Source organism: Erwinia sp. V90_4 (assembly GCF_029967685.1).
Lineage (GTDB): Bacteria > Pseudomonadota > Gammaproteobacteria > Enterobacterales > Enterobacteriaceae > Erwinia > Erwinia aphidicola.
The window spans coordinates 47,648-72,329 of sequence record NZ_JASCAQ010000063.1; the positions used below are offsets into that span (position 1 = coordinate 47,648).

General features: G+C 53.3%; 27 protein-coding genes. All 27 read right to left on the reverse strand.

Features of this window, described 5'->3' with window-relative positions; translation table 11 throughout:
- Positions 1-35 precede the first annotated feature (35 nt).
- The gene (locus tag QLG07_RS19245) at positions 36-269 is read right to left on the reverse strand and encodes a cor protein (protein ID WP_282469938.1); all 234 of its coding nucleotides are present in this window, start codon (positions 267-269) and stop codon (positions 36-38) included.
- Positions 270-352: 83 nt separating this feature from the next.
- Positions 353-1,024 (reverse strand): hypothetical protein, encoded by a 672-nt coding sequence (locus QLG07_RS19250; protein ID WP_282469939.1) that lies wholly within the window; start codon positions 1,022-1,024, stop codon positions 353-355.
- A 310-nt stretch (positions 1,025-1,334) separates the two neighbouring features.
- Complete coding sequence (locus QLG07_RS19255; protein ID WP_282469940.1) at positions 1,335-4,565, reverse strand: DUF1983 domain-containing protein; 3,231 nt, start codon at positions 4,563-4,565, stop codon at positions 1,335-1,337.
- A gap of 53 nt (positions 4,566-4,618) precedes the next feature.
- A complete protein-coding gene (locus tag QLG07_RS19260) occupies positions 4,619-5,257 on the reverse strand; it encodes a tail assembly protein (protein ID WP_099753947.1) in 639 nt (212 codons plus the stop codon).
- The gene (locus QLG07_RS19265) at positions 5,250-5,969 is read right to left on the reverse strand and encodes a C40 family peptidase (RefSeq protein ID WP_282469941.1); all 720 of its coding nucleotides are present in this window, start codon (positions 5,967-5,969) and stop codon (positions 5,250-5,252) included. The genes QLG07_RS19260 and QLG07_RS19265 overlap by 8 nt, the downstream gene beginning before the upstream one ends.
- 2 nt (positions 5,970-5,971) lie before the next feature.
- Entirely contained in the window at positions 5,972-6,709 is a 738-nt protein-coding gene (locus QLG07_RS19270) for a phage minor tail protein L (RefSeq protein WP_282469942.1), read from the reverse strand.
- A 171-nt stretch (positions 6,710-6,880) separates the two neighbouring features.
- Positions 6,881-7,222, reverse strand: a complete 342-nt coding sequence (locus tag QLG07_RS19275; protein ID WP_282469943.1) for a phage tail protein — start codon at positions 7,220-7,222, stop codon at positions 6,881-6,883.
- 5 nt (positions 7,223-7,227) lie between these two features.
- Positions 7,228-10,569: a phage tail tape measure protein gene (locus tag QLG07_RS19280; protein ID WP_282469944.1), complete on the reverse strand. Its 3,342-nt coding sequence runs from the start codon at positions 10,567-10,569 to the stop codon at positions 7,228-7,230.
- Positions 10,570-10,828: 259 nt separating this feature from the next.
- Entirely contained in the window at positions 10,829-11,200 is a 372-nt protein-coding gene (locus tag QLG07_RS19285; RefSeq protein ID WP_282469945.1) for a phage tail protein, read from the reverse strand.
- Positions 11,201-11,264: 64 nt separating this feature from the next.
- A complete protein-coding gene (locus QLG07_RS19290) occupies positions 11,265-11,720 on the reverse strand; it encodes a phage tail protein (RefSeq protein ID WP_282469946.1) in 456 nt (151 codons plus the stop codon).
- 33 nt (positions 11,721-11,753) lie between these two features.
- A complete protein-coding gene (locus QLG07_RS19295) occupies positions 11,754-12,155 on the reverse strand; it encodes an HK97-gp10 family putative phage morphogenesis protein (protein WP_282469947.1) in 402 nt (133 codons plus the stop codon).
- Positions 12,152-12,541 (reverse strand): hypothetical protein, encoded by a 390-nt coding sequence (locus tag QLG07_RS19300; protein ID WP_282469948.1) that lies wholly within the window; start codon positions 12,539-12,541, stop codon positions 12,152-12,154. Before QLG07_RS19300 ends, QLG07_RS19295 begins: the two co-directional genes overlap by 4 nt.
- The gene (locus tag QLG07_RS19305; RefSeq protein WP_348994614.1) at positions 12,534-12,974 is read right to left on the reverse strand and encodes a phage head closure protein; all 441 of its coding nucleotides are present in this window, start codon (positions 12,972-12,974) and stop codon (positions 12,534-12,536) included. The genes QLG07_RS19300 and QLG07_RS19305 overlap by 8 nt, the downstream gene beginning before the upstream one ends.
- The gene (locus QLG07_RS19310; protein ID WP_282469950.1) at positions 12,883-13,209 is read right to left on the reverse strand and encodes a head-tail connector protein; all 327 of its coding nucleotides are present in this window, start codon (positions 13,207-13,209) and stop codon (positions 12,883-12,885) included. The genes QLG07_RS19305 and QLG07_RS19310 overlap by 92 nt, the downstream gene beginning before the upstream one ends.
- A complete protein-coding gene (locus tag QLG07_RS19315; protein WP_282469951.1) occupies positions 13,206-14,063 on the reverse strand; it encodes a hypothetical protein in 858 nt (285 codons plus the stop codon). Before QLG07_RS19315 ends, QLG07_RS19310 begins: the two co-directional genes overlap by 4 nt.
- A complete protein-coding gene (locus QLG07_RS19320; RefSeq protein WP_282469952.1) occupies positions 14,056-15,414 on the reverse strand; it encodes a phage portal protein in 1,359 nt (452 codons plus the stop codon). Before QLG07_RS19320 ends, QLG07_RS19315 begins: the two co-directional genes overlap by 8 nt.
- 209 nt (positions 15,415-15,623) lie before the next feature.
- Positions 15,624-17,561, reverse strand: coding sequence for a phage major capsid protein (locus QLG07_RS19325; protein WP_282469953.1), 1,938 nt, complete (start codon positions 17,559-17,561; stop codon positions 15,624-15,626).
- A 57-nt stretch (positions 17,562-17,618) separates the two neighbouring features.
- The gene (locus QLG07_RS19330; RefSeq protein WP_282469954.1) at positions 17,619-19,280 is read right to left on the reverse strand and encodes a terminase large subunit; all 1,662 of its coding nucleotides are present in this window, start codon (positions 19,278-19,280) and stop codon (positions 17,619-17,621) included.
- Between the two features lie 2 nt (positions 19,281-19,282).
- The gene (locus tag QLG07_RS19335; protein WP_282469955.1) at positions 19,283-19,783 is read right to left on the reverse strand and encodes a terminase small subunit; all 501 of its coding nucleotides are present in this window, start codon (positions 19,781-19,783) and stop codon (positions 19,283-19,285) included.
- Positions 19,784-19,889: 106 nt separating this feature from the next.
- Positions 19,890-20,198 carry an HNH endonuclease signature motif containing protein gene (locus QLG07_RS19340; protein WP_282469956.1) on the reverse strand — a complete coding sequence of 103 codons (309 nt, stop codon included), beginning with the start codon at positions 20,196-20,198 and terminating at the stop codon, positions 19,890-19,892.
- The gene (locus QLG07_RS19345) at positions 20,198-20,794 is read right to left on the reverse strand and encodes a hypothetical protein (RefSeq protein ID WP_282469957.1); all 597 of its coding nucleotides are present in this window, start codon (positions 20,792-20,794) and stop codon (positions 20,198-20,200) included. The genes QLG07_RS19340 and QLG07_RS19345 overlap by 1 nt, the downstream gene beginning before the upstream one ends.
- Before the next feature lie 205 nt (positions 20,795-20,999).
- Positions 21,000-22,457: a glycosyltransferase family 2 protein gene (locus QLG07_RS19350; RefSeq protein WP_282469958.1), complete on the reverse strand. Its 1,458-nt coding sequence runs from the start codon at positions 22,455-22,457 to the stop codon at positions 21,000-21,002.
- Positions 22,458-22,471: 14 nt separating this feature from the next.
- Positions 22,472-22,963: a hypothetical protein gene (locus QLG07_RS19355; RefSeq protein ID WP_282469959.1), complete on the reverse strand. Its 492-nt coding sequence runs from the start codon at positions 22,961-22,963 to the stop codon at positions 22,472-22,474.
- Between the two features lie 72 nt (positions 22,964-23,035).
- A complete protein-coding gene (locus QLG07_RS19360) occupies positions 23,036-23,293 on the reverse strand; it encodes a hypothetical protein (protein WP_282469960.1) in 258 nt (85 codons plus the stop codon).
- Positions 23,294-23,439: 146 nt separating this feature from the next.
- A complete protein-coding gene (locus QLG07_RS19370) occupies positions 23,440-23,760 on the reverse strand; it encodes a hypothetical protein (protein ID WP_282469993.1) in 321 nt (106 codons plus the stop codon).
- A 35-nt stretch (positions 23,761-23,795) separates the two neighbouring features.
- Positions 23,796-24,335, reverse strand: a complete 540-nt coding sequence (locus tag QLG07_RS19375) for a lysozyme (protein ID WP_282469961.1) — start codon at positions 24,333-24,335, stop codon at positions 23,796-23,798.
- Positions 24,336-24,641, reverse strand: a complete 306-nt coding sequence (locus QLG07_RS19380) for a hypothetical protein (RefSeq protein ID WP_048915102.1) — start codon at positions 24,639-24,641, stop codon at positions 24,336-24,338.
- Between the last annotated feature and the right edge of the window lie 41 nt (positions 24,642-24,682).

The window sequence follows — 24,682 nt, forward strand, 5'->3', positions numbered from 1 at the left end:
GGCACGGTGGCCGGGTTCAAAGATGTTTGTGTGAGCTATTTATCACATGTTGTTCGGGTGAAGTTATTCTTACTTACCCATTGCCAGTTGAAAGGATAACCGGCTTTGTACTGAGTTTGATTTGCCTGCTGGCGTACATCATAAATTTGTACAGTGGTCTCGTTGCCAGAAATCAATGCAACACCTTCACAAACTGACTGCTGCTTTTCAAGTAATCCGCTACAACCGGACACCAGAAGAACCCCGAGAATAATTGATAACTTATACATTATGAAACCTCTAAATATGTTTCATACAGATTAATCAATTTTATGTGGGGGAATGATTTGAGTTTTCGATCGTTTCGATCGAATTAGTACATGCTTACATTTATCGCTTTTATAGTGTTTCTGCGGTTGTAAAACTGAACGTTACTGGCCCCACTGCCTGAATCCCCAACAAATTCAGACTTTACTACCGTGCTACTCCCCGATTTATATGCTGAGGTGTAAGCAATGGCCTGGATTGGGTACACCTGTCCGCCCTGGTTTATCACCCCATTGAAACTTCCCATTACGTCTGGCGCTACAGCCCACTCACCAACTAAGGTGGCGGTGGCGTTGTAACCTGAAGCGTTGGGATCTGCCTGGTTTCCTACGACTTCAACACCTCTTAAAACCTTCGTCTCGTTTGTTATCACGCAACGCCCGGCGGCATCCCAAATAGCTATCCCATACTTAGGCGGTGTCTGGTATTGATATCCAAATACATAGACATCCAGTGTAAAGCCGCTCGCAGCCCCTCTGCTATCAACTACATAGTTGCCGGTTGTCACCGTGTCGAGATAATAAGAAAATGAACTACCTGCTACATTGGTTCGGCAGAAAACCAATCTGAAAGTGCTGTCGTTAGGGTGTATAACGCTTATTCCTCTACCACCAGTTATATTGTAAGTTTTTTTCTCTATTAAGCACAGGGGAAGCGTGTCAAGGACGTAATAAGGATTACCCTGTTGGTCTGCGAGGAAAGCACCATAATTAGCCATTATGCTGTCCTTAAATAAAAAACAACGCGCCCGGCGGAACGTGGCTCTGTTCCTGCAGAATAATCAGAACCTACCGCTGATATAGTAACTGTCCCGCCGTTTATGGTGAACTTCCGGCGATCCATTGTTCCCGTACCTGAAGTGTTCTGGAAAAGATAATCTATCCGCATCCCGGTAGGTACTGTGTAAGACCACGTTCCTGTGGTCTGCCCGTCTGTAAGGGTTGCAGTTCCCAGGACCAGAACACGTACAATGCCCGTGTTGTTATCTACTCCATTAGCGTCCCAGGTAGCAATACCCCAATCTGCCATCAGAATGCCCCTGTAATGCGACCAATCTGGACTCGAAGTCTTCCGTTGCCGTCAGCAACGCTAATCGTCTGGTTAGTTTGCTTCATTTTACCTTCGCCAGCAGTTGAGCCATAGTTTTCAATCACCCCTGTTTTGAAGTTGAGAGAAAGCCCGGACTGGCCCGCAACCCAATTATCTGACTGAAGCACATCAGTAATGTTGCCGCGCCCGATCCAGGCGGTGCCAATGAATGCCTGGTTAATCAGTACCTGCCCGTCTTTAATGATGAACGGGGAGTAATAATTACCCTGTGAACCACTGATGACAACGAACTGATTAGCGTTCACAGCAACGCGCGTATCAACGCTGGTGCCGTTGACTGTTGCGGCCACAGACAGGCCCGCATCGTAGTTCGTGCCGTTATATCTGATGCCGGTCTTCAGCGTGTAAATGGCTGAGGGGTTATCGACATCAGCGTATGCGACGAAATTCTGCTGAATTGCCGCCTGCTGTTCGTTGTAGTTGGCAGTTACAACCGTTGCCAGGCTGGCGACAGATGACTGCGCATCCGTTGCCACCTTGCTGGCCTCAATGATGCCAGCGCGGTTTTCACCATACTGTGACCACTGCTGAGTCACGTTGTCGTAGCCCGCAAGAATGTCCTTCATGGCGGCTTCCGGGTCAGTAATGAGCGGGTCAAGCAACGCCTGGCCGTCCGGTGAGGTCAAAAACTCTTCGACAACATCATCAATCAGCTCGCTTGCGCTGGAGTTTGTTGCGCCGCCCACAAATGCAGTCCAGTCACCCACATTGCCGATTTTGTCCACCAGCCGCGCCCGGTACCAGCGGCGAACGCCACCAGGCATGGGCCCGTGCTGATAGCTGACGCCGGGGTATGGGACATAGGTCAGAAACTGCGGGTTCTGGCCATCTGCTGTGGTGGCCACCTGCAGTTCTGTGTAAGCGGTGTCGCCAGAGCCAGCGGGGAATGCCCAGGTAACATCGATATTCCACACAACGTTAGTGGTGGCGAGCAGGCTGACAGGCGTACCAGGCTTACCGACTTTTCCGTTGAGGGTGGTCGTCTCTGCGTTGCCCCACGGCGATGACACATCTGCAGCATTGACCGAACGGACGCGGACATCATAAACCCCGGCATAAATGCCCTGAATACTGAAGCCCGTTGCGCTGGTCTGGCTTACGTTAACCCAGTCACCATTATCTTTTCGCCACTGCGCCATATAGCGAATTGCACCCTCGGCCTTATCCCATGAGACCTCCATACTTGCCACTGACAACCCCTGTGATGCAAAGCTGTTCTCTGAGATTTTTATATTGGCTGGCGGTTTCATTACCGCAATCGGTGTAACGGTTACGGGCGGGCTTTCAATGCGCACGCCATCATCAATGTATCGGAATTTATTGGGGTCATGCTGCACGCCGGAGACCGTAAACGTACCTTCATCATCACCGTTAGCCATTACCGATGTGACGCGGTAGTACTGCACGGCCAGATCGTCGCTGTCGATGCTCCATACCGCGCCCGCCACAGGCACGGATGCCCATGCCGTGCTGACCGTTACGGTGCGCTTATCATCGCTGATTGCGCTGATGGTTCGCGTCTGCGTCTTTCCGTCAGTCGTGTTAAGAATGAGGCGATCGCCTGCTGCATAATCAATTACCCTGTCCAGCGTCACTGAACGGCCATTTACCGCGTGAATACGCCCGCCGTTTTGCCTGCCAGCCAGGAAAGGATCGGCTACGGCGATGATTGAAGCCGGTAATGGAATGTGACCGTCAAGGCCAACGCCGAATGAGATCGAGCCATCCTTTGCGTTGGTCAAAAGAGCCCACCGCCCCCTGCGATGCGCCTCACTCTGCGAGGTACAACCAATTGCCGTAAGCTGCATTTCCTGCACGCCGTATCGCGCCACCAGCTCAGAGTCGTAAACGGTTTCCACGGTATCAGTGTAGTGATTCTGAGGATCGGAATAGCTGACCTGACAGGATGAATAACGGTTTTTGTAAGAACCGCCTGCAGTCGTGAACAGGCCATTGATGACGTTTGCGGCTGTATAGGTCCAGTCAGGGTCAACATGCCCGTCAGACGTCACCTGCGGGATATCGGCATTGACGAAAATTTGATTATTCCCCCAGAATGTAATGCCCCGGAATATTGCTGCGATATCCTTCAGAACGTTATACGCGTCCTGCTGGCTCTGGATATAAACGTTACAGGTGAATCGCGGCTCAGTACCGCCAGCGCCGTTAGATACCTTTTCATCGCAGTAAGCAGCGATGGAATATAACTCCCACTTGTCAATCATGGAGGCATCGACACGATTTCCCATGCCGAAAATTTTATTCAGCACAAGGTCATAAAAAATCCATGCCGGGTTATTACTGTACGCCCACACAAAATTGCCGTCCCACGCGCCGGTATACTCCCGGGTGACGGGGTTGTAGTTCGACGGAACGCGAATTCTGCGGCCTTTTGGCCTGCAGGTAACTTTAGGTGCATTGCCGTTAAACTGGGCGGCATCAAACTCGACGTAGAGCAGTGCTGTATTCGGGTAACGCAGTTTGCTGTCGACCACCTCTGCGTAGGAGTAAACATTGAAGGCATTCATCAGCTTGCTGGGTGTCTGGGAGTCCGGTGTAATTCTGCGCACGCGGATTGCCCAGAGTGAAGTTGCCTTGGGCAGATTGATGCGGTGGTCGCGCTGGTACTCAGACGTTGTTTTACCTTTAAAACTCGCCTTTACCACTTCCTTCCACGATCCGCCGTCTGTCGACAGGTCGATAGCGTATTCGGTGACGGTGCCCACCATGTCCCCGTTATCTTTATAAAGATACTGGCGGGGGAGGCTCAGTTTTATGCGAACGGCGTCAAGGTCCAGCTTAGTCAGCTGGCGGGTCCACGGGGTATTCTGTTTTACCTCGATGCCGACTGCCAGCTCGTTATCAATCTCTGGCATGCCCTGTATATAGGTCTGGTCCTGCGTGCCTTTGCGGTAATCCCATACAACGCCAGTGAAATTGTAGCTGCCATCGTCGTTTGCCAGTTGAGTATCATTCAGCAAAATATCCTGAGCAGTCAGGTCGCCTTCGATTTCACCCTCAGCGATAGCCAGAAGCATTTTAAGCTTTGCGGTGGAAAGAAGGTCATCAGGTTGTTCGTAAGGAGTGTGGGGAGTGCCACCGCCCCCTTTCCTGCCATGAATAAATTCCACGCCATTGATAATTTGCATATCCCACCCATAAAAAAGCCACCCGAAGGTGGCTGATATTCACTGAATAATGTTTATTGCTGATCGCTGGTGAAACTTCCCGCGCTGATGATCGCACCACCGATTTCCCGCTGCCCGTACAGGACAGGCACCGGATAGCCCATTGCCACGGTGTTTACAGGCGAGCCGAAAGCGTAGTTCGGCTTGTTATCAGTGCTAGATGATGCGCCGATGCTGTAGCTGGGCTGCGGCGTCAGCATCTGAACCACACCACCGAGCGCCATTGACAGGCCTAATCCGGTAAGGGCCACGGTAGCGACTGCAGCGGTACCTGTTGCAGCACCAGCTGTACCCGCCAGCGTAGCCCCCCAGGCGGCCATGCTCCCGCCAGCAGTAAAGAAGGCAGCAACAAGGGCAATGGCACCAATGACCACCTGTAGTGCGCCGAGCTGTTTGGAACCCTGCGGGATCGGAACCATGCTGAATTCAACGGCGGTGGAGCACATGTTAAATTCCTGAACGCCGATGTTCTCCCCGCTCCGGTAGAACGCAAACTGAACGCCGTCATGGTGAGCAGTGGCCAGATACTTTTTGAAACCCGGTACCTGAGAACACATAGCCCTGAGCATCTCGCTCAGGTCTTCAACGTTGAAACGGTGAATTCGGCCAAATTTCTTTGCCGCCACGCCTTTAAGGACCATGGTTTTAAGCATTAATCAGCTCCCTGTGTCTGACTACCCTGACAATCCGCTCACGCCAGTAAGCGCCGATTGGAACCCTGTTAGAAAGGTTCCCCTGCCCGTGATGCAGCATGATGTTGTCCCCCTGGTACAGGGCTGCATGATTAGTGACGGGTGCGCCAGACTGGAACATAATCATGTCACCGGGCCGCATTTCTGCGAGTGGCACCTCAACGAACCCTTCATCCTGCCAGTTGTCGTCATACCGGCTTTCCCGTCCCTCGTTCCACCACTCATAATCTACCGACCAGTTACGCAGGGTTATGCCGTACTCGCGCCGATAGTAATCCATGATAAGCGACCAGCAGTCAGCGTGACCCAGCACCCACGGGCGGCCTACATAGTCACGATCGCAGCGGGGCGAAAGCGTGCACCAGTCACCGTCAGGCCACGACATAATCCCCCACTCCAGCCCGGAGTGATCGCAGTGGATTCGGTCAGTCTCTGAAGGAACAAGCACCGCAACATCAGGATGGGAATGCACAATCATCAGAATTTCGCCCTGCTTTTCGGCGGCGATGTAGTCATCAGGGGACAGCGTGAAGCTTTCCTCCGGCTTTTCAGCAACGTTGCGGCAGGGGATGTAAACCTGTTTCCTGCCCTGCTGCACGACAACGCCGCAGGCTTCACGCGGATACTCCGCAATGACATGCGCTCTGATTGCAGTGAGTAATTTTTCCCGCATGATTATTTCCCCTGAAGATTTGCCGCAGGGAATCCCCCGAACGGCAGTGGCTGATCTTCACCAATACGCGCCGTGCAGTCAGCCTTCCGGCCGCCACACTCGTCTTTCGATGGGTCGCTGGTCGGCGTGCCGTCTTTAGTGAAGTACTTCGTGCCGTTGTAATCGCAGCCCGTCCCCGTGCGATACCAGCCGCGCATGCACCAGGTGCAGAGCGGGGTAATCTGTCGGGTGGGGAGCTGTAGATTCTGAATGTCGAAAGGTGAACAGAGTTCGAAGTCGACCTGCACGCGGGTTTCAGCCGTCTTGGCGTTAACATAGAAGAGCTGAACGCGCTCTTCTTTAGGGTTGGCGTTAGCGTTGCCCTGCTCCCAGTTAGCCGCGTCAAGGTATTTAAGCAGGGTTGTCCTGATCCTGACTTTCGCTTTAACAAGGTCCTGGTACTGAAGGCAGAGCGCAGTAACCAGATTGCCAACGTTACCCACGGACAGGCTGGGGGTTGGCTGTGCGCCCGCGCTGGAAAGCTCCATCCCTTTTAGCTCATAGGGGTGTGGGTCGTACTCGTTACCCTGCCAGATAATTGACGGGAGGTTCTCTGCGGCAAACGACTTCCAGCCTTCCGCGTTGATATTGTACGCGTGAAACCGGAATATTCGGTCCAGGCCAAATTCAGTGCCGTCAATTTCGATAAGCTGAACAATGCTCCCCGGCTCCAGCTGCTGTATGTCCTGCGTAAAGCTCATATTTCACCCATAAAAAAAGGCCTGCGCAATGCAGACCTTTTTGTCAGGTGTGGAACCTGGTGATTACATGCCGGGAAGGGAGCTATCCTCCGCTTTCTTTCACTCTTCCTGCTAAGGAGAGGCACATGTATCCTTCCAGAATTCCACAGCAATTAATTTAACACACCATTTTTAGGGTGCAAATGCCTGTTCAAACGTGAACGTGATCTCCACAAGCCCTTTGTTAATAAACTTCGGGTTTATCGAATCTGTTTTCACCCTGTAGAGCTTTTTTTCACCCCACGGGTTTACCCACCAGAACGAGCGGATGACGTGATTTTTCAAAAAGGTGCGAACCGCTGCCATTTCATCACGCTGGCCGTTAACTGATAGGTTCCAGGTCTCTGAAGCCGAGTTAATGCCATTCTCAGCAACCTGCCTGTAACCATCTCCAAACTGCGCCATAAGTGCTGAAACGGTGATTTGCTCACTGCCGCTGATCCTTACCGGCCATTCAAAAGTATCTGTCGCCATTGCCCTTATCCCCTTCTGCCATATAACAGGCCGCCCGGTGAAAACTCCTTGCTCAAACGTTCTGTGATCGTTGTCTGAACCATCGATTTAATCTGTGTGGCAACATTGGCAGTACCCTTGTATCCCGTATCACCAGCGGCATCGGTGCTTTGCATAATCGTTACGGGCGCATCAACCTGAATGTAAGTCGGATTACCCTGGGCCGATGCCGAAGCGCTTCCCGATGATGATGCCGGATAGACAAGCCCGCCATCAGCGTAGCCCCGCATCATGCCGTAAAGGTTTTTGACGCCGATACGCTGGGTCGCCTCTTTGGTGAAAACAAACTCACCGCCATGGACCACGCCTTTCGGCTCATACTTCCCGCCATCGCCCGTATATCCACCCTCGTCATATCCCGTATAGCTGGTGCTTAACCCCATTGCGCCCGTACTTCCCGCTGATGCTGATGCGCCAGCACCGCCTATCGCGCCACCACCGAACCCCATAAACGCTGACAAAACCGTTTTTGTCAGAATGGCCTGAGCAGCCATATCCACCAGGCTTGAAATGATGCTTTGAGCCAGCGAGGAGAACATATTTGCCATGCTTTCCTTAAATGACTGCGTTCCAGTCAGCAGCCCGGTCAGGGCGTTGGTGGTGCGCTCCCGTACTGCATCAATCAGGCTGATATACCCCTTATGCAGCCTGCTCTGTCCGCTGTAGAGATTCAGCGCCGCCTGATACTGAGCATCAGCGGACTCCTGAGACGATTGCTGCATCAGGGCTTCATACTGATCTTTATTTATTTTGCCGTTGGCGTAGTAAGCGTCATAAAGGCTCTGCTGCTGTACCAGCTGATTCTGCAATCTGGCCACCGGGTCTACTTCGCCAGCAATGTTCATCCTTGGGGCTGCCTGTGCGTCAGCCTGCGCCTGAAGGAGTTCTTTGGTGCTGTTCTGGGAAAGTGTGATCCTGGCTGTCAGATACTCTTTCTCGGTCAGCAGGCGGGCATCGTACAGGCCTTTCAGCTCCTGGCTGGTTTGTCTGGCCTGACGGATGACCTCCTTCTCAGGGGCATACTTGTCTGCCAGTTCCAGCCGCTGGCGCTGATAGTTTTCAGCGTTTAGAAGCAATGTTTTCTGCAGATCGCCCTGACTGACGCCTGACGCTTTGGCCTCTTTAATCAGCTTGTCCCGTGAATTTTTCTCCTGAAGGTTAATTTTTTGCAGGCTGGTTGCGTTGGCTTCCTCAATTTCACGGCGCAGAGATTCATACTGCTTCAACGCCTGTGCGCCTTTCTTATCCGCTTTGCCGGGGTCTTCGCCCGACCAGGGTGATTTCTCCCCCTTCCCTGCTGCAGCGGTGGCGTCCGTCAGCGCCTTGACATCGTTTTGCAGGTTTGTTGCATAATTAGCGATACCGGTCTGAACGAGGAAACGCGCTTTACCGACATTTTCCATATTGTCTTTGGTAGTGATCAGCCCTTTATTGACTGATTCCAGATCGGCTTCGGCGCGGGTTTTATCTTTCTGAACGCCAGACAGCTGGCCGAAAGGGTCAAATCCTTTCAGGTCATCTATACGGCTGTTCGCGTCCTGAATCTCCTTCATCAACTGGTTGCGCTGAGTAACCTGGTTCTGGTACTGGTCCTGAAGGTCGAGCTGCTTGACCGACAGCTGTTTATCTGAAAGCTGCATCAGCGCGGCGGTGGTTTCGATCACAGCATCTTTCAGGTTAATAGCGGACTGACGCGCATCCTTCGCCTGCTGATGGAAGTAGAGCAGCGCAGAACCCGCCAGCATTGCCGCACCGACCGGGCCACCAATCAAAGATAACGCGCCGCGCGCGAGGCCTATGCCTACGGATGCCGCACGGGATGCTACTGAAAGCCGCGTGTTAGCAGCGGCCAGACTGGCAGTAGCATTGGCCTCGGCGATCCGGGATTCGCGAATCTGACGGCTCAGAGCAACCTGCTCCTGCTGATAACTGACGTTGAGGCCTGCAGCCTTATTAGCCGCAGAACGCGTGGCGTAATAGCGCGCCTCTTCCTGAGCCTGTAACCGCGTAGCCTGCGCAGCTTCAATCGTTTTCTTGGCGATATCGGCCTGCTGCAGAGCTGCATTTCTTACTGCTTTCTGATTATCCACCCAGGCAGATATGTTACCGCGAAGGCCCGCGGTCAGTTTCGTCGACAACACAGGGATAAGCGTATACAGCGCGACAGATGCAACGGTATTGAAATTATCCGTCAGCCCGTTAATCGCGTCCGTAACTCCCTGGACGCCGCTGCGCAATGGCCCGGTGCCGGACTGCCCCACTTTGATGATCAACCCTTCGAAGGCGCTGGTCAGACCCATCAAGTCGCCGTTGAGGTTGTTCACGCGAATGGCGGCCTGCTCATGCGCTGTCTGAGTTCCCGTCAGAGATTTGGTCAGTTCGTCCAGCTTGCTGCGGTTATCCACCAGGATAGATGCGGCATTGAGATTTTCCACGCCGAAAAGCTTCACAGCCTGCGCCGTAGACAGGTTCTTACCTGCGAGGTTGCCAAGCGCCTGACTTAAACCGACCACTGATGGCTTAAGCGATTTATCTGTGCCCTTTTCCAGATTGAGAATAACGTTGCGTAAAGCAGTGCCAGCCTCGCCCCCTTTGATTTCACGCGATGCCAGGACCTGAATCGCAGCATTAAGCGTTTCAAATCCGATACCTGCCTGAGCGGCTGCTACGCCGCCATTTTTGATGGCTGCCGCAGTATCGTTAATTTCCGATGCGCCATACTTCGCGCCAGCGGCCAGAACGTTGATATAGCGATCGGCCTGATTCGCACCGGCCCCGAACTGATTCAGTGAAAGCGCCAGCGTTTTGGTTGCATCGGGTAAGGTGCTGCCAGCAGCCTGAGCCAGCACCAGAGCGCTGTTAGTCGCCCGGGTGAGGCCGTCAGCTGTTTCCAGCAGTTCAGGCTTGGCAGAGGCCATCAGCTTCAGAGCTTCAACCGCCTGGCTGGCGCTGTACTCAGTGGTACGCCCCATCTGCTGTGCGGCTTCATCCAGCGCTTTAAGCTGGGTCCCGGTCGCACCGGTAATCGCGGAGAGGTCAGACAGAGCCTGACCATACTGCCGGGAAGTCTGGATGATTGTGCCGAGCGACAGGCCAACGCCTGCCAGACCAGCCAGCCGCCCGGCAAGGCCCGTCACTGATGTGCTGATACGTTTGTAAGCATCCTCAGTTTTTTTGGCATCATCCTGCGCCTTGCGGTTGAACTGCCGGGATTGCTTATCAGCATCGCCGTATGCGCCAATTAACTGAGATTTGAAATTGGCCGCGTTAAGGTGCAGCCCGACCGCAAGCGAAGCAACATCAGCCATTACATTAGCGCTCTCATTACCGCGTTACACTGCTCGTTAACACTCCGGTCAGCGCTCCGCGTGGGTTCAGGTGGGGATGGTTTTGCCTTATGGGATATGTCTTCAGGCTGAGTTTCAGCGCGTGACAGCACACCCTGCCTGATGAAGAATGCCTTCCAGTGATTCAGCGTATCGACGGGCAAGGCAGCAATTTTTGCGGGGTCAGGCTCGCCCCAGCGATCGGCCAGCCAGAAAATCAGCTCAAGCCAGGGCGAGCTGCTTAGTTTTTTTCCGCATCTTCCAGCTTGCCGATCGCGTGCTTCTTCACCTTCTCAATGGCTTCAAGGAGCGTAGGGTTATCGTGGGCGTCAATCAGCTCTGCTGCAGTGGGGAGGTATTCAGGGGAAATCGCGCTACCGTCAGGATTTGCCAGGCAGTCGATAATCAACTGAACGCTGAGTTCTGAGGATTTACGCACGTCACCTTCGACATAGGCTTTATCAAGCGTCTCCTCATAGGTTATAAGCTCCCCGGCAGACTTCCTGCGCAGAAAGACCTTAGCGCCGAATAGAGTCGTCTCGGTGGCGGTATTACCTGATTTCAGCAGCGCTGATTTCAGTGACGAAATATCGTAATCATTATTTACGGTCATTTTTTATTTTCCATGTTGGGATAATTCGCCGCCCGAAAGCGGCATTTATGCGTGGCACTGGTGATTACGATGTTGCTTCGGTGCCCCAGAAAATATTGTTCTGCTTGCCCTGGACGGTGATCTGAATTACTTCACTCGCAGGCGCGGTGATTTCATTCATCTGCCAGCCAGAAAGCGCCAGAATCATATTCGCAGTGCGACCGTTTGGCAGCTCAACGTAGAACTGAACCGTTTCACGGTTTTGAGCCGCGTTCAGGAAAGCAGCAAAGTTTTCATTAGACGGATCGTCAATGAAGCCCAGCGACTTTTCAGGGCCTTCAGGCAGATCGGAAATAAACTGCTTGCTGGTATCAATCAGCGTGGTGCAGTCCACGAAACCGCCCGTCTGCCCGGTAGCGCCCAGCGCCTTACAGTTAATCAGCGGTTTCATCGCCGAGACTTCAGCGCCTGATGGACCATACTTAACTACGGTACCCGCAGGCAGCATCGCGTATTCCGGCGAAGTTTTGTTATCAGCCATGTTTTTTCTCTCTCAGATAAATGGCAGCAAGCGCTACCCGTTGTTTAAAATGCGATCGCGGATTTCAACCGCCAGAATGCGGAGGACTTTAGCCTTGTTGTAATCCAGTGCAGGGCGAATAAACGGTGAGGGTATTTGTTTAACCGTGCCAAATTCCTGCGCCAGCGCTTTGATATAATGCTGTTTGCTCGGGCCAACGCGTAAAACCACTACGGCATTGCCACGAGCGCGGGTTGTAGAGCGGATTTTGATGGAGTCGCGCATGTGAGGGCCAGCAGCGGCATTGTCATAACCCACATTCTGCTTCATGTCCTCTTCGACCACGGCAAGAGCAGCGCGCCCGGCATCTCGCAATACCTTTGTGCCGGCTTTATTCCCCAGCTCGATAAGTTTGCGCTCAAGCTCTGCCAGCCCAGTAACTTGCATATTTATCATGATGAACTCTCGAAGAAGTAAACGATATAGTCCCTCGCCAGTCGATATTGCACGCTATTGTTCGTCAATGTTGTGCAATCCTGAACTATTCCCCCGCGCTGGACGTACTGGACTGGATAACCGGCTATTACCCCGTGCTGAACACCTTTCCAGGCGTTCCAGATTGTACGGTCCAGCTCCAGCAGTGCCGTGTAATCATTAACCCGATAAATTGAAATCTGAAACCGCCCTGCTACCAATCCCGTGCGCACTAACCCACCATCTACTTCTGGATCGGATATCCGCTGGAAGGTCACCCCTTCCTGTACAGGGTCGGGCAGTAACAATGGGTAAACCGGCAGGCCAGAAAGGATAACGAGTGAATTGCGAATGGCATTTTCAATCATGTCGTGCGTCTCTTTCGGCTTTGAGAACCAGCCGATCTGTCCGGCTGTGATCCACTGAGACAACGGTATAATTTGCCTCCTTCCATCTTACTTTCCAGTCGGTCGTAACGGCTGGGCCGCCAGACCGAATGGTGAAATGCCAGGTTTCCACAACCTGCTGCTGGTCCAGTGTGCGTATTTTTCGATTCGAAACCATTTCCGCAGCAGCCCAGACTTTCGCCATATCAACAGGAATGCCAGGCAACGGCTCTCCCAGCGGTCCTGTTGAATGATTTATTACCTGAAGGGTAATTATCTGGTTCAATCGGCCAGCTTCAAGACCCGTAGTCATAAGCTCATCCTCAAACAATGGTTGGGGCATGGAGGGTGTAGATGAATGCAGTGACGCTAAAGGGAAGATATCCCTGTGCATATCGCTGCTCCTCCTCACCATTTTTAACCCTGTCAAAAATTCCGACCAGAATCAGGGTAGACCGTTTAACCCTTTGCAGTGCCTCGCCTTCAATTACCTCACCATCATCATCAATAATCAGTGAGCGGGAACTCTTCACGTAATCTAAAATCACTGCACTTGCCTGATAAATTGCCCCCTGCAGCTCAGCATCCGTGGCATCGTTATCAATACGGAGATAGGACTTGACCTCATCGAGCGTCACCAGCGCGATCATGGCTTCACCCTCGCATCACGGCCGCGTTTGACAGCCAGCTTCCAGCCTTTTGAGCCTGATTCGCCGGGCTTATCCACCGTCTCTTCGCAGCAATACCAGACAGAACCGCCCCATGTCACACTGTCACCAGGCTGATATTTCTCACCTTCGCTGAAAATGTCGCGATAAATCATCACCGGAACGCTGAAGGTTTTCTCTGTCTTTTCGCCGCTGGATTTTACTGCGCAGACAGTGAAGCTCCGCTCTTCCGACTGAGAAATATCGATTTCACTGATACCATCAACAAGGCACTCCCATCCGTTCATGCCCGTTGTTTTCTGATACGAACGCCACAGGCCGCCGAGATGAATGGCATAGGTACCGCGCGGATACGATTTCTCAGCATTAATTTCAGGAGCGATTTCAAGCTGCAGCGCGTCTTTTCCGTCCTCCCCATCCTCGCCATCTTTAGGCTGGGGCAGCAGCGAGACGGCATCCTTCACCATCTGCCCGATGTCTGGCAGCGGGTCCGGTTGCGGCAACTCTATGGCTGAAACGGCTTCACAAACTAAAGCCGCGATATCCGGTAGCGCTGGCGCTTCAGGCACCGGAATATCTGCCACGGCATCCTTCACCATCTGCCCGATGTCTGGCAGCTCCGGCGCGGCAGGAACCTCAATCATTGCAAGCACGGATTTAGCTATTGCCTCTTCGTCCGGTGCAGCATGCTGCAGCTGCTCAATAATGCCTTTCAGCGCTTTGATTTCAGCTGCCTGCTCCGCCATGGCTTCTTCATGACTTTTTTTCAGAGCTGAAAGTTGCTCTTTTACTGCTTCACTGACAGCCTTCAACAGTGACATGTCACGTTCATTCATGGGTCAGCATTCCTTTCAGCATTGCTTTGACCATGAAATGCTCCTGCTCGGAAAGAGCCCTGGTGCTTTCATCGTCAATGGTTGGTAACGGATTGGTGGCTGGTTCAGATTTGGACTTGCTTCCGAACGGGTCGTCGCTGGCGTCCCTTTTGGCCAGGGCGGACAGCGCGTAGTTTTGCTGCTGCAGGTACGGCGTATCGCCCCCTTCAACTGGCGGCATGTTTTCGCTCTTACGCGCCTGGTTTGGCGTCAGGAAGCCTGCGCCTATTCCCTCGCTGTAAGTTTTATAGCGCCCCTCTGTGTCCATGCGGATGAGCATGCTGAGGTCGAACTCCACGCCAGTCTTATCGTCGAGATCCAGAGACTCATCCAGCAACAGCTCAATCGCTTCAATGTGGGTCTGAAGACACTGCGAGTAATAACCCTGCTCAAGCGCCTCAATGTTGTTATACGAGGGCGTGGAGGCCGTGTTTACCTTGTAAATCGGCACGTGGAAGGTTGAGCAGATGATTTCAGCGGTCAGCTTGAGCTGCTCGACCATCTGCGCGTCAACGGCCGTCATGGATATGGTGACAAATTCAGCGCCGTCAGCAAGCAGGCCAGTTTTGCCCGCATTAGCACCAGAATATCCCGCATCCCAGTCCTGCTTTATATCTTTGGCCTTGTCTCTGTCCACGGAGCCGGGAACCTTAATCACACCGCCAGGCCTTCCACCATTTTTAAAATGGTTGGCGGAGTTGGTCAGGATGGCATCGCCCTGCATGGCTGTTAAACCACATGCATAAACAGGCGAAAGCCCACAGAGTGGATGGTAAAAGCAGTTGAAGCGGTCATGGATGATTTCACGCGCGGGAACCATCACCTGCTGCTCAATCCCGTGAACGTTATCAGGGCGAACCTGATAGAAAATCTCCCCATCGTCGGTAACGTAGGGTGTGACCTTATTGGGGTCAAGAACGCGCAACTGCCTGACCTCTCCACTGCCATCGCGCAGCTTCAGGACATACGTATTTCCATCAGAAAGCTTTGAGTTCATCCAGCACTCTACAAACTGCATCCGCGTCTGAAAGCTGTTTGGCTTCCTCAGCAGCGGTGAAATTTTGGGGTCTGTGTGATCGGCCCAAATTCCGCTACCCAGCTTCTTTTTCAGCTGAAGAGGCATTTTGGCAATGTCTGCTGATATAAGTGAAATACAGGAGAAAACCGCGTGATACGCCAGTACTGTTGTGGCGTCCACCTCAATGTTTCTTTGCCACGCCCCCGTGAATGACTCAAAAATTCTGCGCCAGCCACCATTACTGGCAGCCTGAAGCGCCTTTTCCTGCTTTGGCTTTTTGCGGAAACCGAACATTGGCAGCTTCTCCCGGGCTTAATTCTTTTTCTGGCTCTTTGCCTTCTTCTCGACCGTATCAATAAATTCGACATAGCCGGTTAAGCGGAGAACCTCAGCGTGATCGTCACGCAGAAAGCGTTTCTCACCCGCGTATGCATCGTGAGTGTTTTTCAAATAGCGAACCTGTTTCATAGGCCAAGAGCGGGGATTTCTCCCCGCATCTCCTTTTAGCTGCCAGCGTTTGCGCTGTAGTTGACGTTAGTGATAACGGCAACTGCTGCGTTACGGCGGCGCTTCCAGTTAATCCAGCGCTCGGCGCGGATGGCCACGCTGTTAGTCTGGAACATGGAAACCATCTCCACCGGGGTTGGTTTCGTGCTGTCACCGGTCGGCGTGCTGGACATCTCCAGTGATGCTTCGCGAGACATATCGACGGCGACACCGCCATCATCGGCCAGATAGATATCAGGCGCGTTTACCAGAACCAGCTGAGTTCCCACATACTGCGAGACGATGACCGGAAGGCCCTGGAAAGTACCGCCGAGCATGGTCATATCCGGATATTCCTTCTGGCCAAGCGCATTTTTACGCATAGACAGAGACAACGCGGTAGTACTGGACATCAGCCAGACTGCGCCGGTCGGCTGGAGGTCGGCGGCCACAAATGTTGCAAATGCCGCTGCCGCATCATCATCAGGGTTTCCGGTAGACGCGGTGCCGGTAATTCCGTTAGTAATGGAAGCCGGTGAAACGTTAGCCACTTCAGCTTTTGTCGGGTCGATGAAGTCAGTATCAAGCCGCGCGATAACTGCTTCTGCCAGCGCGTTACGTACCAGTGCATCAGCGGCAGGGTTAGAAAAGCGGATCAGTTCGTCGGTAAGAACCGCGATTGCCGCCACTTTGGCAAAACCGAAGGTGATGGATTCGAAGTCGAACTTCGTCAGCGGCTTGGCTTTACCCTGACCAACCCAACTGGCCGAGCCACCTGAAGTCTGCGCAGGAATACGCACGTTGAATGGCACACTACGCAGCCCAGGGATATTTCCCTGACCGAATCGGCCAATCAGTGTCTGAGGGCGCAGGAACTCGATGAAGTCCTGAGCATACTCCTGATATTCCACCAGGCTGCCAGCCCATGTCGGATCGGTAGTGGTACCTGCCCCAACTGCTGCTTTTAATACGTGATGCAGTTTGGCGTCCAGGGGATACTGGTTTTTGGCGATGGCCAGCGCTTCTGTGCGGCTACCGTTAGCTGCAGCCAGTGACTTGGCGAAACGGGCAAAAGCGATCCCCTTTTCCAGCGGTTTCTCAACACGGATTACCGCAGGAGAGCGGGTATCGACCGTATTTACTACCGCACCACCCGCTGCTTTCTGAACTGGCTGAGCCGTTGAGGCTTTAGCCGATTCCATGTCGCGCAGGCGTGCCAGGTGTGCATCCACGGATTTAATTTCCGCGCTCACCTCGTCGTATTTCTCTTCTTCTTCCGTATCAAGCGTGCGGCCTTCATCGAAAGACTTGGACATAACCGCCTGACGCTCAGCATCGAGGGTAGCGCGTTTGGTTTCGAAGGTTTTAATCTGCTCGGAAATGTTCATTTTGAATCCTTTAGTCTGAGAGTTTTTTTGTGCTGTAGCGCCAGCAGATTTTTCGGTTTTCGACGCGATTTGCGGTTTGCCTGACGCGGCACGCAGTCTCTCGTCGATAGATTTAACGGTCTGGATGGTGCCTTCGGCGTTGGCAGGCACCGTTACAACGGAGAGTTCGTACCACTCCCAGCTGGTATAGCGGACTCCGCCCTCGTCGATATATGCGTATTCAATTGGCCGGAAGCCGATTGACAACCCTTTCACAAGGCCAAGGCGGATGCTTTGCCATGCCTCTTCAAGCCTGGCGGCAAGCTGGCTCGGTGAGTCCGCTTTTGCCAGGGTGGCTTTAATTTCGATCCCCTCGGCGGTCACCTTCGCACTGGTGACCTGTCCGACAGGAGACTGATGGTCGTGCTGCCAGAGCAGCGGGATGGGTAACTGAAACTTTGCCCCCTCTGGCATCACTATGTCGCCATAGCGATCCGGTGAAGGCGTTGTCGCAATACCCGTGATTTCCCGCGTATCCTCGTTGACCGCCTTCACCTTAAGAAGGCTGACGGCGTGCTGATTCTTCATTTCCCTTTCTCCAGAAACGAAAAAACCCGCCGGAGCGGGTCGTTGAGAGCGGAATTTCTAAATGAAAAACACGCTGTAATCTTTTTTGGTTGCTGACGGGTTCAGTGCCATCAAAAAAATGGCGTTAAAAAGTGCCATCAATGGGTCAATCTTGCCGATCCCGCTTGCCCCTTTAGTTACCAGTGGGGCATTGCCGCTGATGACGACTTTTGCATTACCTACGCACCAGTTCATCAGCGGCTGAGGCGCATGCCTGAGAGCGCCTTCGGCAAGTTTACGTTCGGTCGTCTTACAGGCACCGCCGAGCTTCCACCCCTGGCTGACTCCAACTACTGAATCCTGAGGTATGCCAGCGTCAATCAGCGTATCCAGCAGCACCCCGATGCCTGCCGGGTCCATGCCGACTTTATCCAGCAGCCCGGCCTCATAAATCTGCGATACATACATCGCCACTTCATCGGCATCGTCGCCAACTTTTTTAACTATCGTCAGATCGCCCTGCTTCTCAAAATCCCGCAGTTTGCTTTCCTCGCTTTTGCGCCGCTCCAGCGCCTTAACGTGGCACCATGCATGGGACCAGGTGAGCCAGTGGCGGGTTTTGCTATCACGCCCGGCAATGGACAGGCCAAGCAGATCGTCAAGACCGCCGCCATCAATGCCAACGGTGATGACCTCGCACCGCGCCAGAATCTGCTTGAAAGTCACTGACGGGTCGGCCTGCACCTCCCAGAACTCGGCCCCGGCCCAGCGGTCGTTGCGAAGGTTCATGCCGATCTCAACGTTCAGATGCTTGGCAAGAAACTTGCGCAGACTGCCTTCATCTTCCTGCGAGCGCTTCAGGTATTCATCATCCAGCCACTCTTTACTGACGGAGCGCCCCATATTTGGGTTGGTAATATAAAAATTATCAGGGTTTCGGAACCCGTCGTTCTCCACCATATCCGGCGGGAACTCGTAAAGGATGCCGAGCGTTTTCCCGTCCTTAATCACTCCGTCCCGGACGTTGCGCCAGTAATCCAGTTTCTTTTTGAATACGCCTGCAGGTGGCTCATCGCTCTGCGTAGTGAGGTAAATAACCCACCCCTCATCGCGTGACACCTGTCCACCCAGTGCCTCAATGAACATTGCATCGGCTTTAGCGTTTTTGCCGAAAAGCCACAGCTCTTCCACCAGGATTCGCCCCGCTTTTTTACCCGAAACCGTATCGCTGTCCGCGGCCACCACCTTCAGGCTATTGCGGTTGACGCGATGGGTGATCGTGCGGATGTGGTCCTGCACATGAAAGAGTGCTGAAAGCTCTTCGTCTTCACGCACCATGCTGGCCGCTGGCTTGAAGCAGTTATCGGCAACCTCTTTGGTTGGTGCCAGAATCAGATGCTCCTCGTCAGCACGCCAGCAGATGATCAGGGCCGTCAGCATAATTCCGGCAGCGATTGTCGATTTAGTGTTCTTCTTGCTAATCAGCAGGCCGTATTCGCGGATAAGCTGTTTTCCCGTCTGCTGGTCATAGCCGCCAAAAATTGCCAGGACGAAATCAAATACCCACTGCTCTGAGCACTCCCCGAAAGTGGGCTTGCCCGGCAGGTCAGTAACCTTGAGCTCTTTGAATATGGAGAGCGCATGCTGACCGGAATCTGTAAAAATAGGCGGCGGGATGATTGACTGCCGGTTAACCAGCCTGGCAACCCAGTCAGTGCAAGCAGTGGACCATTCCGGCATTTCTATCTCCCGTTATTCACAATGAGCTGAGGCGGAGCCATGCCCGTAAACTTGCTGGCCACAGCCTGTGCTGCAGCCTGCTTAGCATCTTTCTTACCGCCCTCACCTTTTTTAGCGTGAAGATAGGGGAGCATCGCCTTGGCGGCATCTTTGCGAGTGTTGATGTCTTCTCCATCGTCATTCATAACCGACTTCAGAAACTCCAGCGGATCATCATATTTACCCGCGGCGATAACGATTTTCGGAATCGGCTCTGACTCAGTTTCGCCCCCGGTGTTTACCGCTGGGGTATTAACTTTTTTTCCATGAGTTGGCACGTCATCGACTTCGATTTTTTCTTTCGATTTACGGGCAATAAAAGCGATGACTTCCGGGTCTTTAGCAAGCTGCGAACCCTTGGAGCGTGCGGATTTCTCAGAATATCCAGCCTTTATTGCCGCATCTTTTTTTGACATACCGGAAATCAGCGCCAGAGCGAATTTTCGCTTCTGGGCTGTTAACATGTTTACACCCTCCAAAGGGAGATATTTTCTGTGCGTGAGAGGGGGGGCGGTTTCGTAAGCAACGCGCCTCGTACTTCTGCCCTACCCCCCCACCCTATAATGAGAATCAGTATCGCTTCATATCGGCTTTGGTCTTCTTCCGGTGACACCCTTCATCACCGCAGCAGAGGATTTGGCAGTTGGCGTCAGTGTCTTCACCACCCTTGAAGAGCGCGACCTTGTGATCCAGTTCGAACCCATGTGGGTACTCTGTCAGCCGACCACAATCAACACAGAAGGGGTTAGCCTTCCAAAGCCTCTTGCGCCGCTCCTGAAGCTTCCAGCCGGTTATACGGTTATCCGCAACGGTCACCGGCTTGAGCCTGCTGGCGTTCATCACTGATAGCCGTGGCTTCATTGTTTTTAGTCTGGCCATTACATTACCTGCTGTGCCAATCGCCATGCCCTGCGGCGCTCAATGCGCGGGGTGTTGTCGGGGTGCCGCTCAACCGGCAGGCCATCGGCATGGTCCACCAGTGAGTAGCACGGATAGATGACCTTGCGGCCAAGTGCGTCGCCAACGGCATAGTCGGCGGCTTTCGTGCTGTTCCAGTTCTTCAGGATTGTGCTGATTCCGTTCGGTGGCGGGCTGTAGCAAACACCGTGCAAAAGCCTGTCCATCGTGATGTAGTCGCTCTGCTTCTTATCGGCTTCAATCAGGCTGGCTGCTATCTGCATCTGGTATTGCGGCGGGCGTCCGGTGCCGAGGTAGAACGAACAGATGTTGTCAGGGAATTTATCCACCCATTCCCGAGCCAGTGATGCGAAGCCAGTGACAGGCAACGCATCATCTTCAACAATCACCACTCTGTGAGCCTGCTGTCCTGCCCACTCTATGGCGCGGCGGTGATTCCAGTTCGCTCCATTGTCCTCTTCATCAATCAGCAGGTGAGCATCAAGCAATTTAGCAAGACGTGTTGCAATGTCGCGCCGCGAATGATGACCAACTACTACGACTTTAATGTCACTCATCGGCTCACCCTTATGATTTATTTGGTGGCGGGTTAGGGGCATCATGTTGAGGTTGGGGGATGCAACCGCAGCGGCCACAGCAGCAATGCTTGTTTACAGGTGGTGGTGGTGGTGAAGGTGGTGGCGTTGGCCTCTCGTATTTACCGACTGGCTTATAAGGCGGCGGTGATGGTGCTTTTCTACTCATGAATACCTCTTTCCCTGGTTACTTATGTTGCCACCAGGCGCACTCTTTACCGGTGCCGTTGGTCTTGAAGACTGTGTTAATACGTGGACCGGTCACCAGCTTGTCGCGCTGCTGATAACCCACCATGCCGAATGCGATCATATCGCCCACGCATGGCTTGCCCTTCTCTTTACCCCAGAACCTGTTTGACTCTGTGCGGTACCAGATGCGCACAATCGCATGAGCGTATGCCATTACATCTTCGCGTGTACCTCCAAGCAGCCCGGCGTTTAACATCAGGTCGTTGCGGTGATCAGCGATGAAACGTTGATAGCATGACTCCGTGTGATTGGTAGCGGCCCATGCGTCAGCGTAGGTCTTAGGTTCCGAACCGACATACAGTCGCCCTGGCTCCATCTCAGCCCATGGTTGCTGCAGCATCTCAACGTCAGTGCCATCGGTACACCAGACGAACCGGTATTCGGGATGGTCACGCAGGTGCTGGTAAATATGCAGCCAGCGCCGGAAATAAACATTCATAGCCACATCAGGGACGCGATATAAATCAACAGATGCTGGAGCGCCAGCCAGCTCATCAGCCAGAACTACACGCTTACAACCTCTGAGTGATGCAGCCCACTTGCTCAGCAGTTCAGGTGAAGGAATCAACTTAGTTCCGCGCTGCGGGTCAGGCTGGCTGGTAAGCAGGGTAGTGATAACCACGTTACGCTGGCTTCGATACTCAGCGTATCCCGCGTATCCGCTGTCGCGGCGCTCGTTATGAATCGTCACGTTGCGCTTAACCTGCGCTTCCCTGTCTGGCTTCGGTACTGAACGGTCCACCGCTTCATGCTCGTCCAGCGAGTAAATCAGCTTTTCGGAGCCAGTAACGTCAGCAAAGGCCCAACTGGTCAGCCCGGCGTTGTAAATGCGCAGCGCCAGATCGGAGTGTTCATACATGCCGCGCCCGTAAACCGGGTCGAAGCCGCCGACCCTCTCAATTGCTGAGCGATGGTAGTAAAGCATCACGCCGCGCTGCCCGGTGTAAGCGATGTGCTTATCGTCCTGGTATAGTACGGCGAGGTCTTTCAGCTTACGCGGTCCAGCCAGGTCAAGGAACTGGTAAGCGAGGTGCGGCTCGGGTGAGTCGATGTAAGGCTGCTCCCATCCACCAGCAATAGGCCATGCGTCATCGTCCCATAAAAACAGATGCTCACACCCGGCATCTATCAGCGCCTCAAGACTAGCATTCTTCGATGCAACAATGCCGCGTGACATGTCACTGCGAATCATCCGTACACCATCAGGACCTGTGACGGGCTTTGATGAACCGTCATCAATCACAACCACCAGCGCACCGGGAGGTAGATACCGGAGCTGATGCTCCAGCGCTTTATCCAGCACCGCCTGCCTGTTATGGGTGGTGATCGCTATCCCAACGTTTGACCGTTGCTGTGCTGCAGGTGCATATGGCACGCCGTCGATAACAACTTCCATATTCACCTCGATGACTAACGACTATACAGCAGGCCGCCAGGCAGTAATTCTTTACGAATCCGCTCAGAGATTGCAGAACTGACCAATTCAGCCAGCCGGGAATGTTCCTTTTCTTTGGTGTCGGTATTTACGACGACTTCCGTCGAGTAAACCTTACCGTCTGGGACGGTGAAAGCGGTGTCGCCGTCATCAATTGAAACAGGCAGGCTGTCCCATGACGCTGGCGTGCCATCATCATTCATTCTTAAAGCCACCAGTTCACGGCCTTCCGGCAGAATCACCTGCTGAGATCGCTTAAATGACCCAGTTGTATAGCCACCGACCGTTAGCACACCTACAACAAGAAAATCTTTTAGCGTTTCTTCCTTCCAGCCTGGGTTTGCTGCGAAAATATTCACACGGTAATGCTCGCCGTGCTTTTTGATATTGCCACCAGCATCACGACTTACTGTGCCAAGGATTGGCAGCGTCACAACTGCTTTGACGATACGTGCATTGATATTCATTTAGAGTTTCCTGCTGGATATGAGGAGATTTCATCATCAGGCCCACTCACAAATGGGCCTTGTGATGGTCACTCAGCTTCTTTCGTCTGGAATTTCCACTGCTCGGCACGCGTACATGCAGGCTTTTTTCATTCCCATTTCTGCCTCGCGTAGCCAGTCAAATGCAAAGCCATAGTCTTTTTCACGGTTTAAGTCATTGCCGTGCTGATGCAGCAGCTCGATAAACTGACGGCTCAGTTCTTTAAACTGGTTCATCTTGCCGACCTCACCATAAGATAAGGTTCGGGAGACTTCGGCTGTGCTTCCATCCCGTGGTTTTGCTTCACTCATCTTTTAAGCCTTCTTCAATTTTACGAATAGCTGCCTTGTCGATGTTGCACTGACCGATCGCCGTTATCAGGCTAACGTTCAGCTCTAAGCTGTCCTGCCAGCGCATCTGGGCTGGTATAGGCGGTATTGGTGTCGGTGCCGTCAGGTCAGGGCTTAGCTTTGGCTGGGGTACCTGCACGTACACTGTCCGCGTACAGCCGGAGATCATCAGCAGCGGTAGCAGGAATATCACGAACAGCGCATTCATCGCCTTTAACCGCTTCGCGAATGTAGACAACATGTGTTTCACCCTTCTGCTGTAGTGACTGACGTTCGGCGTTCGCCGCCTTGGTGATGTCGTACATCAGGTTAACGGCGGCTATAGCGTTCCGGGTAATAGCCTCGGAGGTGGCGAGGCTCTTCTCTACTGATGTCGCTCTGGCGTGGTAGCTGCTGGCCAGCTTCGCCGCTGCGATAGTCATAACCAACAGTAACCCCCAAACAATGGCTCGCCAGTTAAAGTTCATTTATCCAGCCCCCAGCACGTTAATTCTGATTCCTGATCCCGGCGCTCTATCTGTCCGAAGCAACCGTTCGCCTGACCTTTCGTCAGCCGGCAGTCGCGGCCCCGGTCATGAACCCAGCGCTTAATCTCAGCGCAGGCACCAGGTCGGTCTCCAGCATTGAGCTTTTTATAAAACGTCGAAGTGAAGCACTTCCCCGGCCCGATGTTGTACGGGCAGAAAGAGGCTATGCCAGCTTTCTGCGGCTCAGTCAGCGGCACCTTCACGTTCGCGGCGACCCAGGCGAGCGCCTTCCGGTTCTCCAGTGAATTGACCGCGCGGCACTTCTGAGCTGTCAGAACCATGCCAGGCACAACTGGTTTACCGTCAATCCGTGTGACTCCCCGACAAATGGTCCAGATGCCAGAGCCGTCCTTATAAGCCTTCAGGCTGTTGCCTTCCTTCTCATCCAGAAACTGATCAAGAATCAGCGGTGCAGATGCCCCACCGACCACCAGCGCCAGAACAGCAGCGCTTAGCTTTGTTTTCAGGTTAGCCATTTACGCCTCAGCCTTATCTGCCGCCTCTGAAATAACCTCAACCGCGCTGGGGCGCTCCGCTAAAGGCTTTTGTTTAACGTCAGCGATGTAGTCTTCCATGATCTTCGTGCGGCGCTGGTCTTCTCTGCGTGCGGCGCGGGCATCTATCCGGCCATTAATGTATGAGGCCAGTGAAATCACCACGCCTATAAAACCAAAAATGAAATAGACCAGATCCTGAGTCGTCCATCCCAGTACGCCAGCAATGGTCGCAAGCCACGCAAAAAACTGGGTGACGATGTTTCCAGGTTGTTGTTCCATTTTCATATACTCACCTCGGCTTTTGCCGCTGGTGCCGTGTGTGTGGG

What these genes read in the sequence shown, in the direction of transcription:
- QLG07_RS19245 (WP_282469938.1), bottom strand. Translation starts at nt 269, where the DNA reads ATGTATAAGTTATCAATTATTCTCGGGGTTCTTCTGGTGTCCGGTTGT.
- QLG07_RS19250 (WP_282469939.1), bottom strand. Translation starts at nt 1,024, where the DNA reads ATGGCTAATTATGGTGCTTTCCTCGCAGACCAACAGGGTAATCCTTAT.
- QLG07_RS19255 (WP_282469940.1), bottom strand. Translation starts at nt 4,565, where the DNA reads ATGCAAATTATCAATGGCGTGGAATTTATTCATGGCAGGAAAGGGGGC.
- QLG07_RS19260 (WP_099753947.1), bottom strand. Translation starts at nt 5,257, where the DNA reads ATGCTTAAAACCATGGTCCTTAAAGGCGTGGCGGCAAAGAAATTTGGC.
- QLG07_RS19265 (WP_282469941.1), bottom strand. Translation starts at nt 5,969, where the DNA reads ATGCGGGAAAAATTACTCACTGCAATCAGAGCGCATGTCATTGCGGAG.
- QLG07_RS19270 (WP_282469942.1), bottom strand. Translation starts at nt 6,709, where the DNA reads ATGAGCTTTACGCAGGACATACAGCAGCTGGAGCCGGGGAGCATTGTT.
- QLG07_RS19275 (WP_282469943.1), bottom strand. Translation starts at nt 7,222, where the DNA reads ATGGCGACAGATACTTTTGAATGGCCGGTAAGGATCAGCGGCAGTGAG.
- QLG07_RS19280 (WP_282469944.1), bottom strand. Translation starts at nt 10,569, where the DNA reads ATGGCTGATGTTGCTTCGCTTGCGGTCGGGCTGCACCTTAACGCGGCC.
- QLG07_RS19285 (WP_282469945.1), bottom strand. Translation starts at nt 11,200, where the DNA reads ATGACCGTAAATAATGATTACGATATTTCGTCACTGAAATCAGCGCTG.
- QLG07_RS19290 (WP_282469946.1), bottom strand. Translation starts at nt 11,720, where the DNA reads ATGGCTGATAACAAAACTTCGCCGGAATACGCGATGCTGCCTGCGGGT.
- QLG07_RS19295 (WP_282469947.1), bottom strand. Translation starts at nt 12,155, where the DNA reads ATGATAAATATGCAAGTTACTGGGCTGGCAGAGCTTGAGCGCAAACTT.
- QLG07_RS19300 (WP_282469948.1), bottom strand. Translation starts at nt 12,541, where the DNA reads ATGATTGAAAATGCCATTCGCAATTCACTCGTTATCCTTTCTGGCCTG.
- QLG07_RS19305 (WP_348994614.1), bottom strand. Translation starts at nt 12,974, where the DNA reads ATGGTGAGGAGGAGCAGCGATATGCACAGGGATATCTTCCCTTTAGCG.
- QLG07_RS19310 (WP_282469950.1), bottom strand. Translation starts at nt 13,209, where the DNA reads ATGATCGCGCTGGTGACGCTCGATGAGGTCAAGTCCTATCTCCGTATT.
- QLG07_RS19315 (WP_282469951.1), bottom strand. Translation starts at nt 14,063, where the DNA reads ATGAATGAACGTGACATGTCACTGTTGAAGGCTGTCAGTGAAGCAGTA.
- QLG07_RS19320 (WP_282469952.1), bottom strand. Translation starts at nt 15,414, where the DNA reads ATGTTCGGTTTCCGCAAAAAGCCAAAGCAGGAAAAGGCGCTTCAGGCT.
- QLG07_RS19325 (WP_282469953.1), bottom strand. Translation starts at nt 17,561, where the DNA reads ATGAAGAATCAGCACGCCGTCAGCCTTCTTAAGGTGAAGGCGGTCAAC.
- QLG07_RS19330 (WP_282469954.1), bottom strand. Translation starts at nt 19,280, where the DNA reads ATGCCGGAATGGTCCACTGCTTGCACTGACTGGGTTGCCAGGCTGGTT.
- QLG07_RS19335 (WP_282469955.1), bottom strand. Translation starts at nt 19,783, where the DNA reads ATGTTAACAGCCCAGAAGCGAAAATTCGCTCTGGCGCTGATTTCCGGT.
- QLG07_RS19340 (WP_282469956.1), bottom strand. Translation starts at nt 20,198, where the DNA reads ATGGCCAGACTAAAAACAATGAAGCCACGGCTATCAGTGATGAACGCC.
- QLG07_RS19345 (WP_282469957.1), bottom strand. Translation starts at nt 20,794, where the DNA reads ATGAGTGACATTAAAGTCGTAGTAGTTGGTCATCATTCGCGGCGCGAC.
- QLG07_RS19350 (WP_282469958.1), bottom strand. Translation starts at nt 22,457, where the DNA reads ATGGAAGTTGTTATCGACGGCGTGCCATATGCACCTGCAGCACAGCAA.
- QLG07_RS19355 (WP_282469959.1), bottom strand. Translation starts at nt 22,963, where the DNA reads ATGAATATCAATGCACGTATCGTCAAAGCAGTTGTGACGCTGCCAATC.
- QLG07_RS19360 (WP_282469960.1), bottom strand. Translation starts at nt 23,293, where the DNA reads ATGAGTGAAGCAAAACCACGGGATGGAAGCACAGCCGAAGTCTCCCGA.
- QLG07_RS19375 (WP_282469961.1), bottom strand. Translation starts at nt 24,335, where the DNA reads ATGGCTAACCTGAAAACAAAGCTAAGCGCTGCTGTTCTGGCGCTGGTG.
- QLG07_RS19380 (WP_048915102.1), bottom strand. Translation starts at nt 24,641, where the DNA reads ATGAAAATGGAACAACAACCTGGAAACATCGTCACCCAGTTTTTTGCG.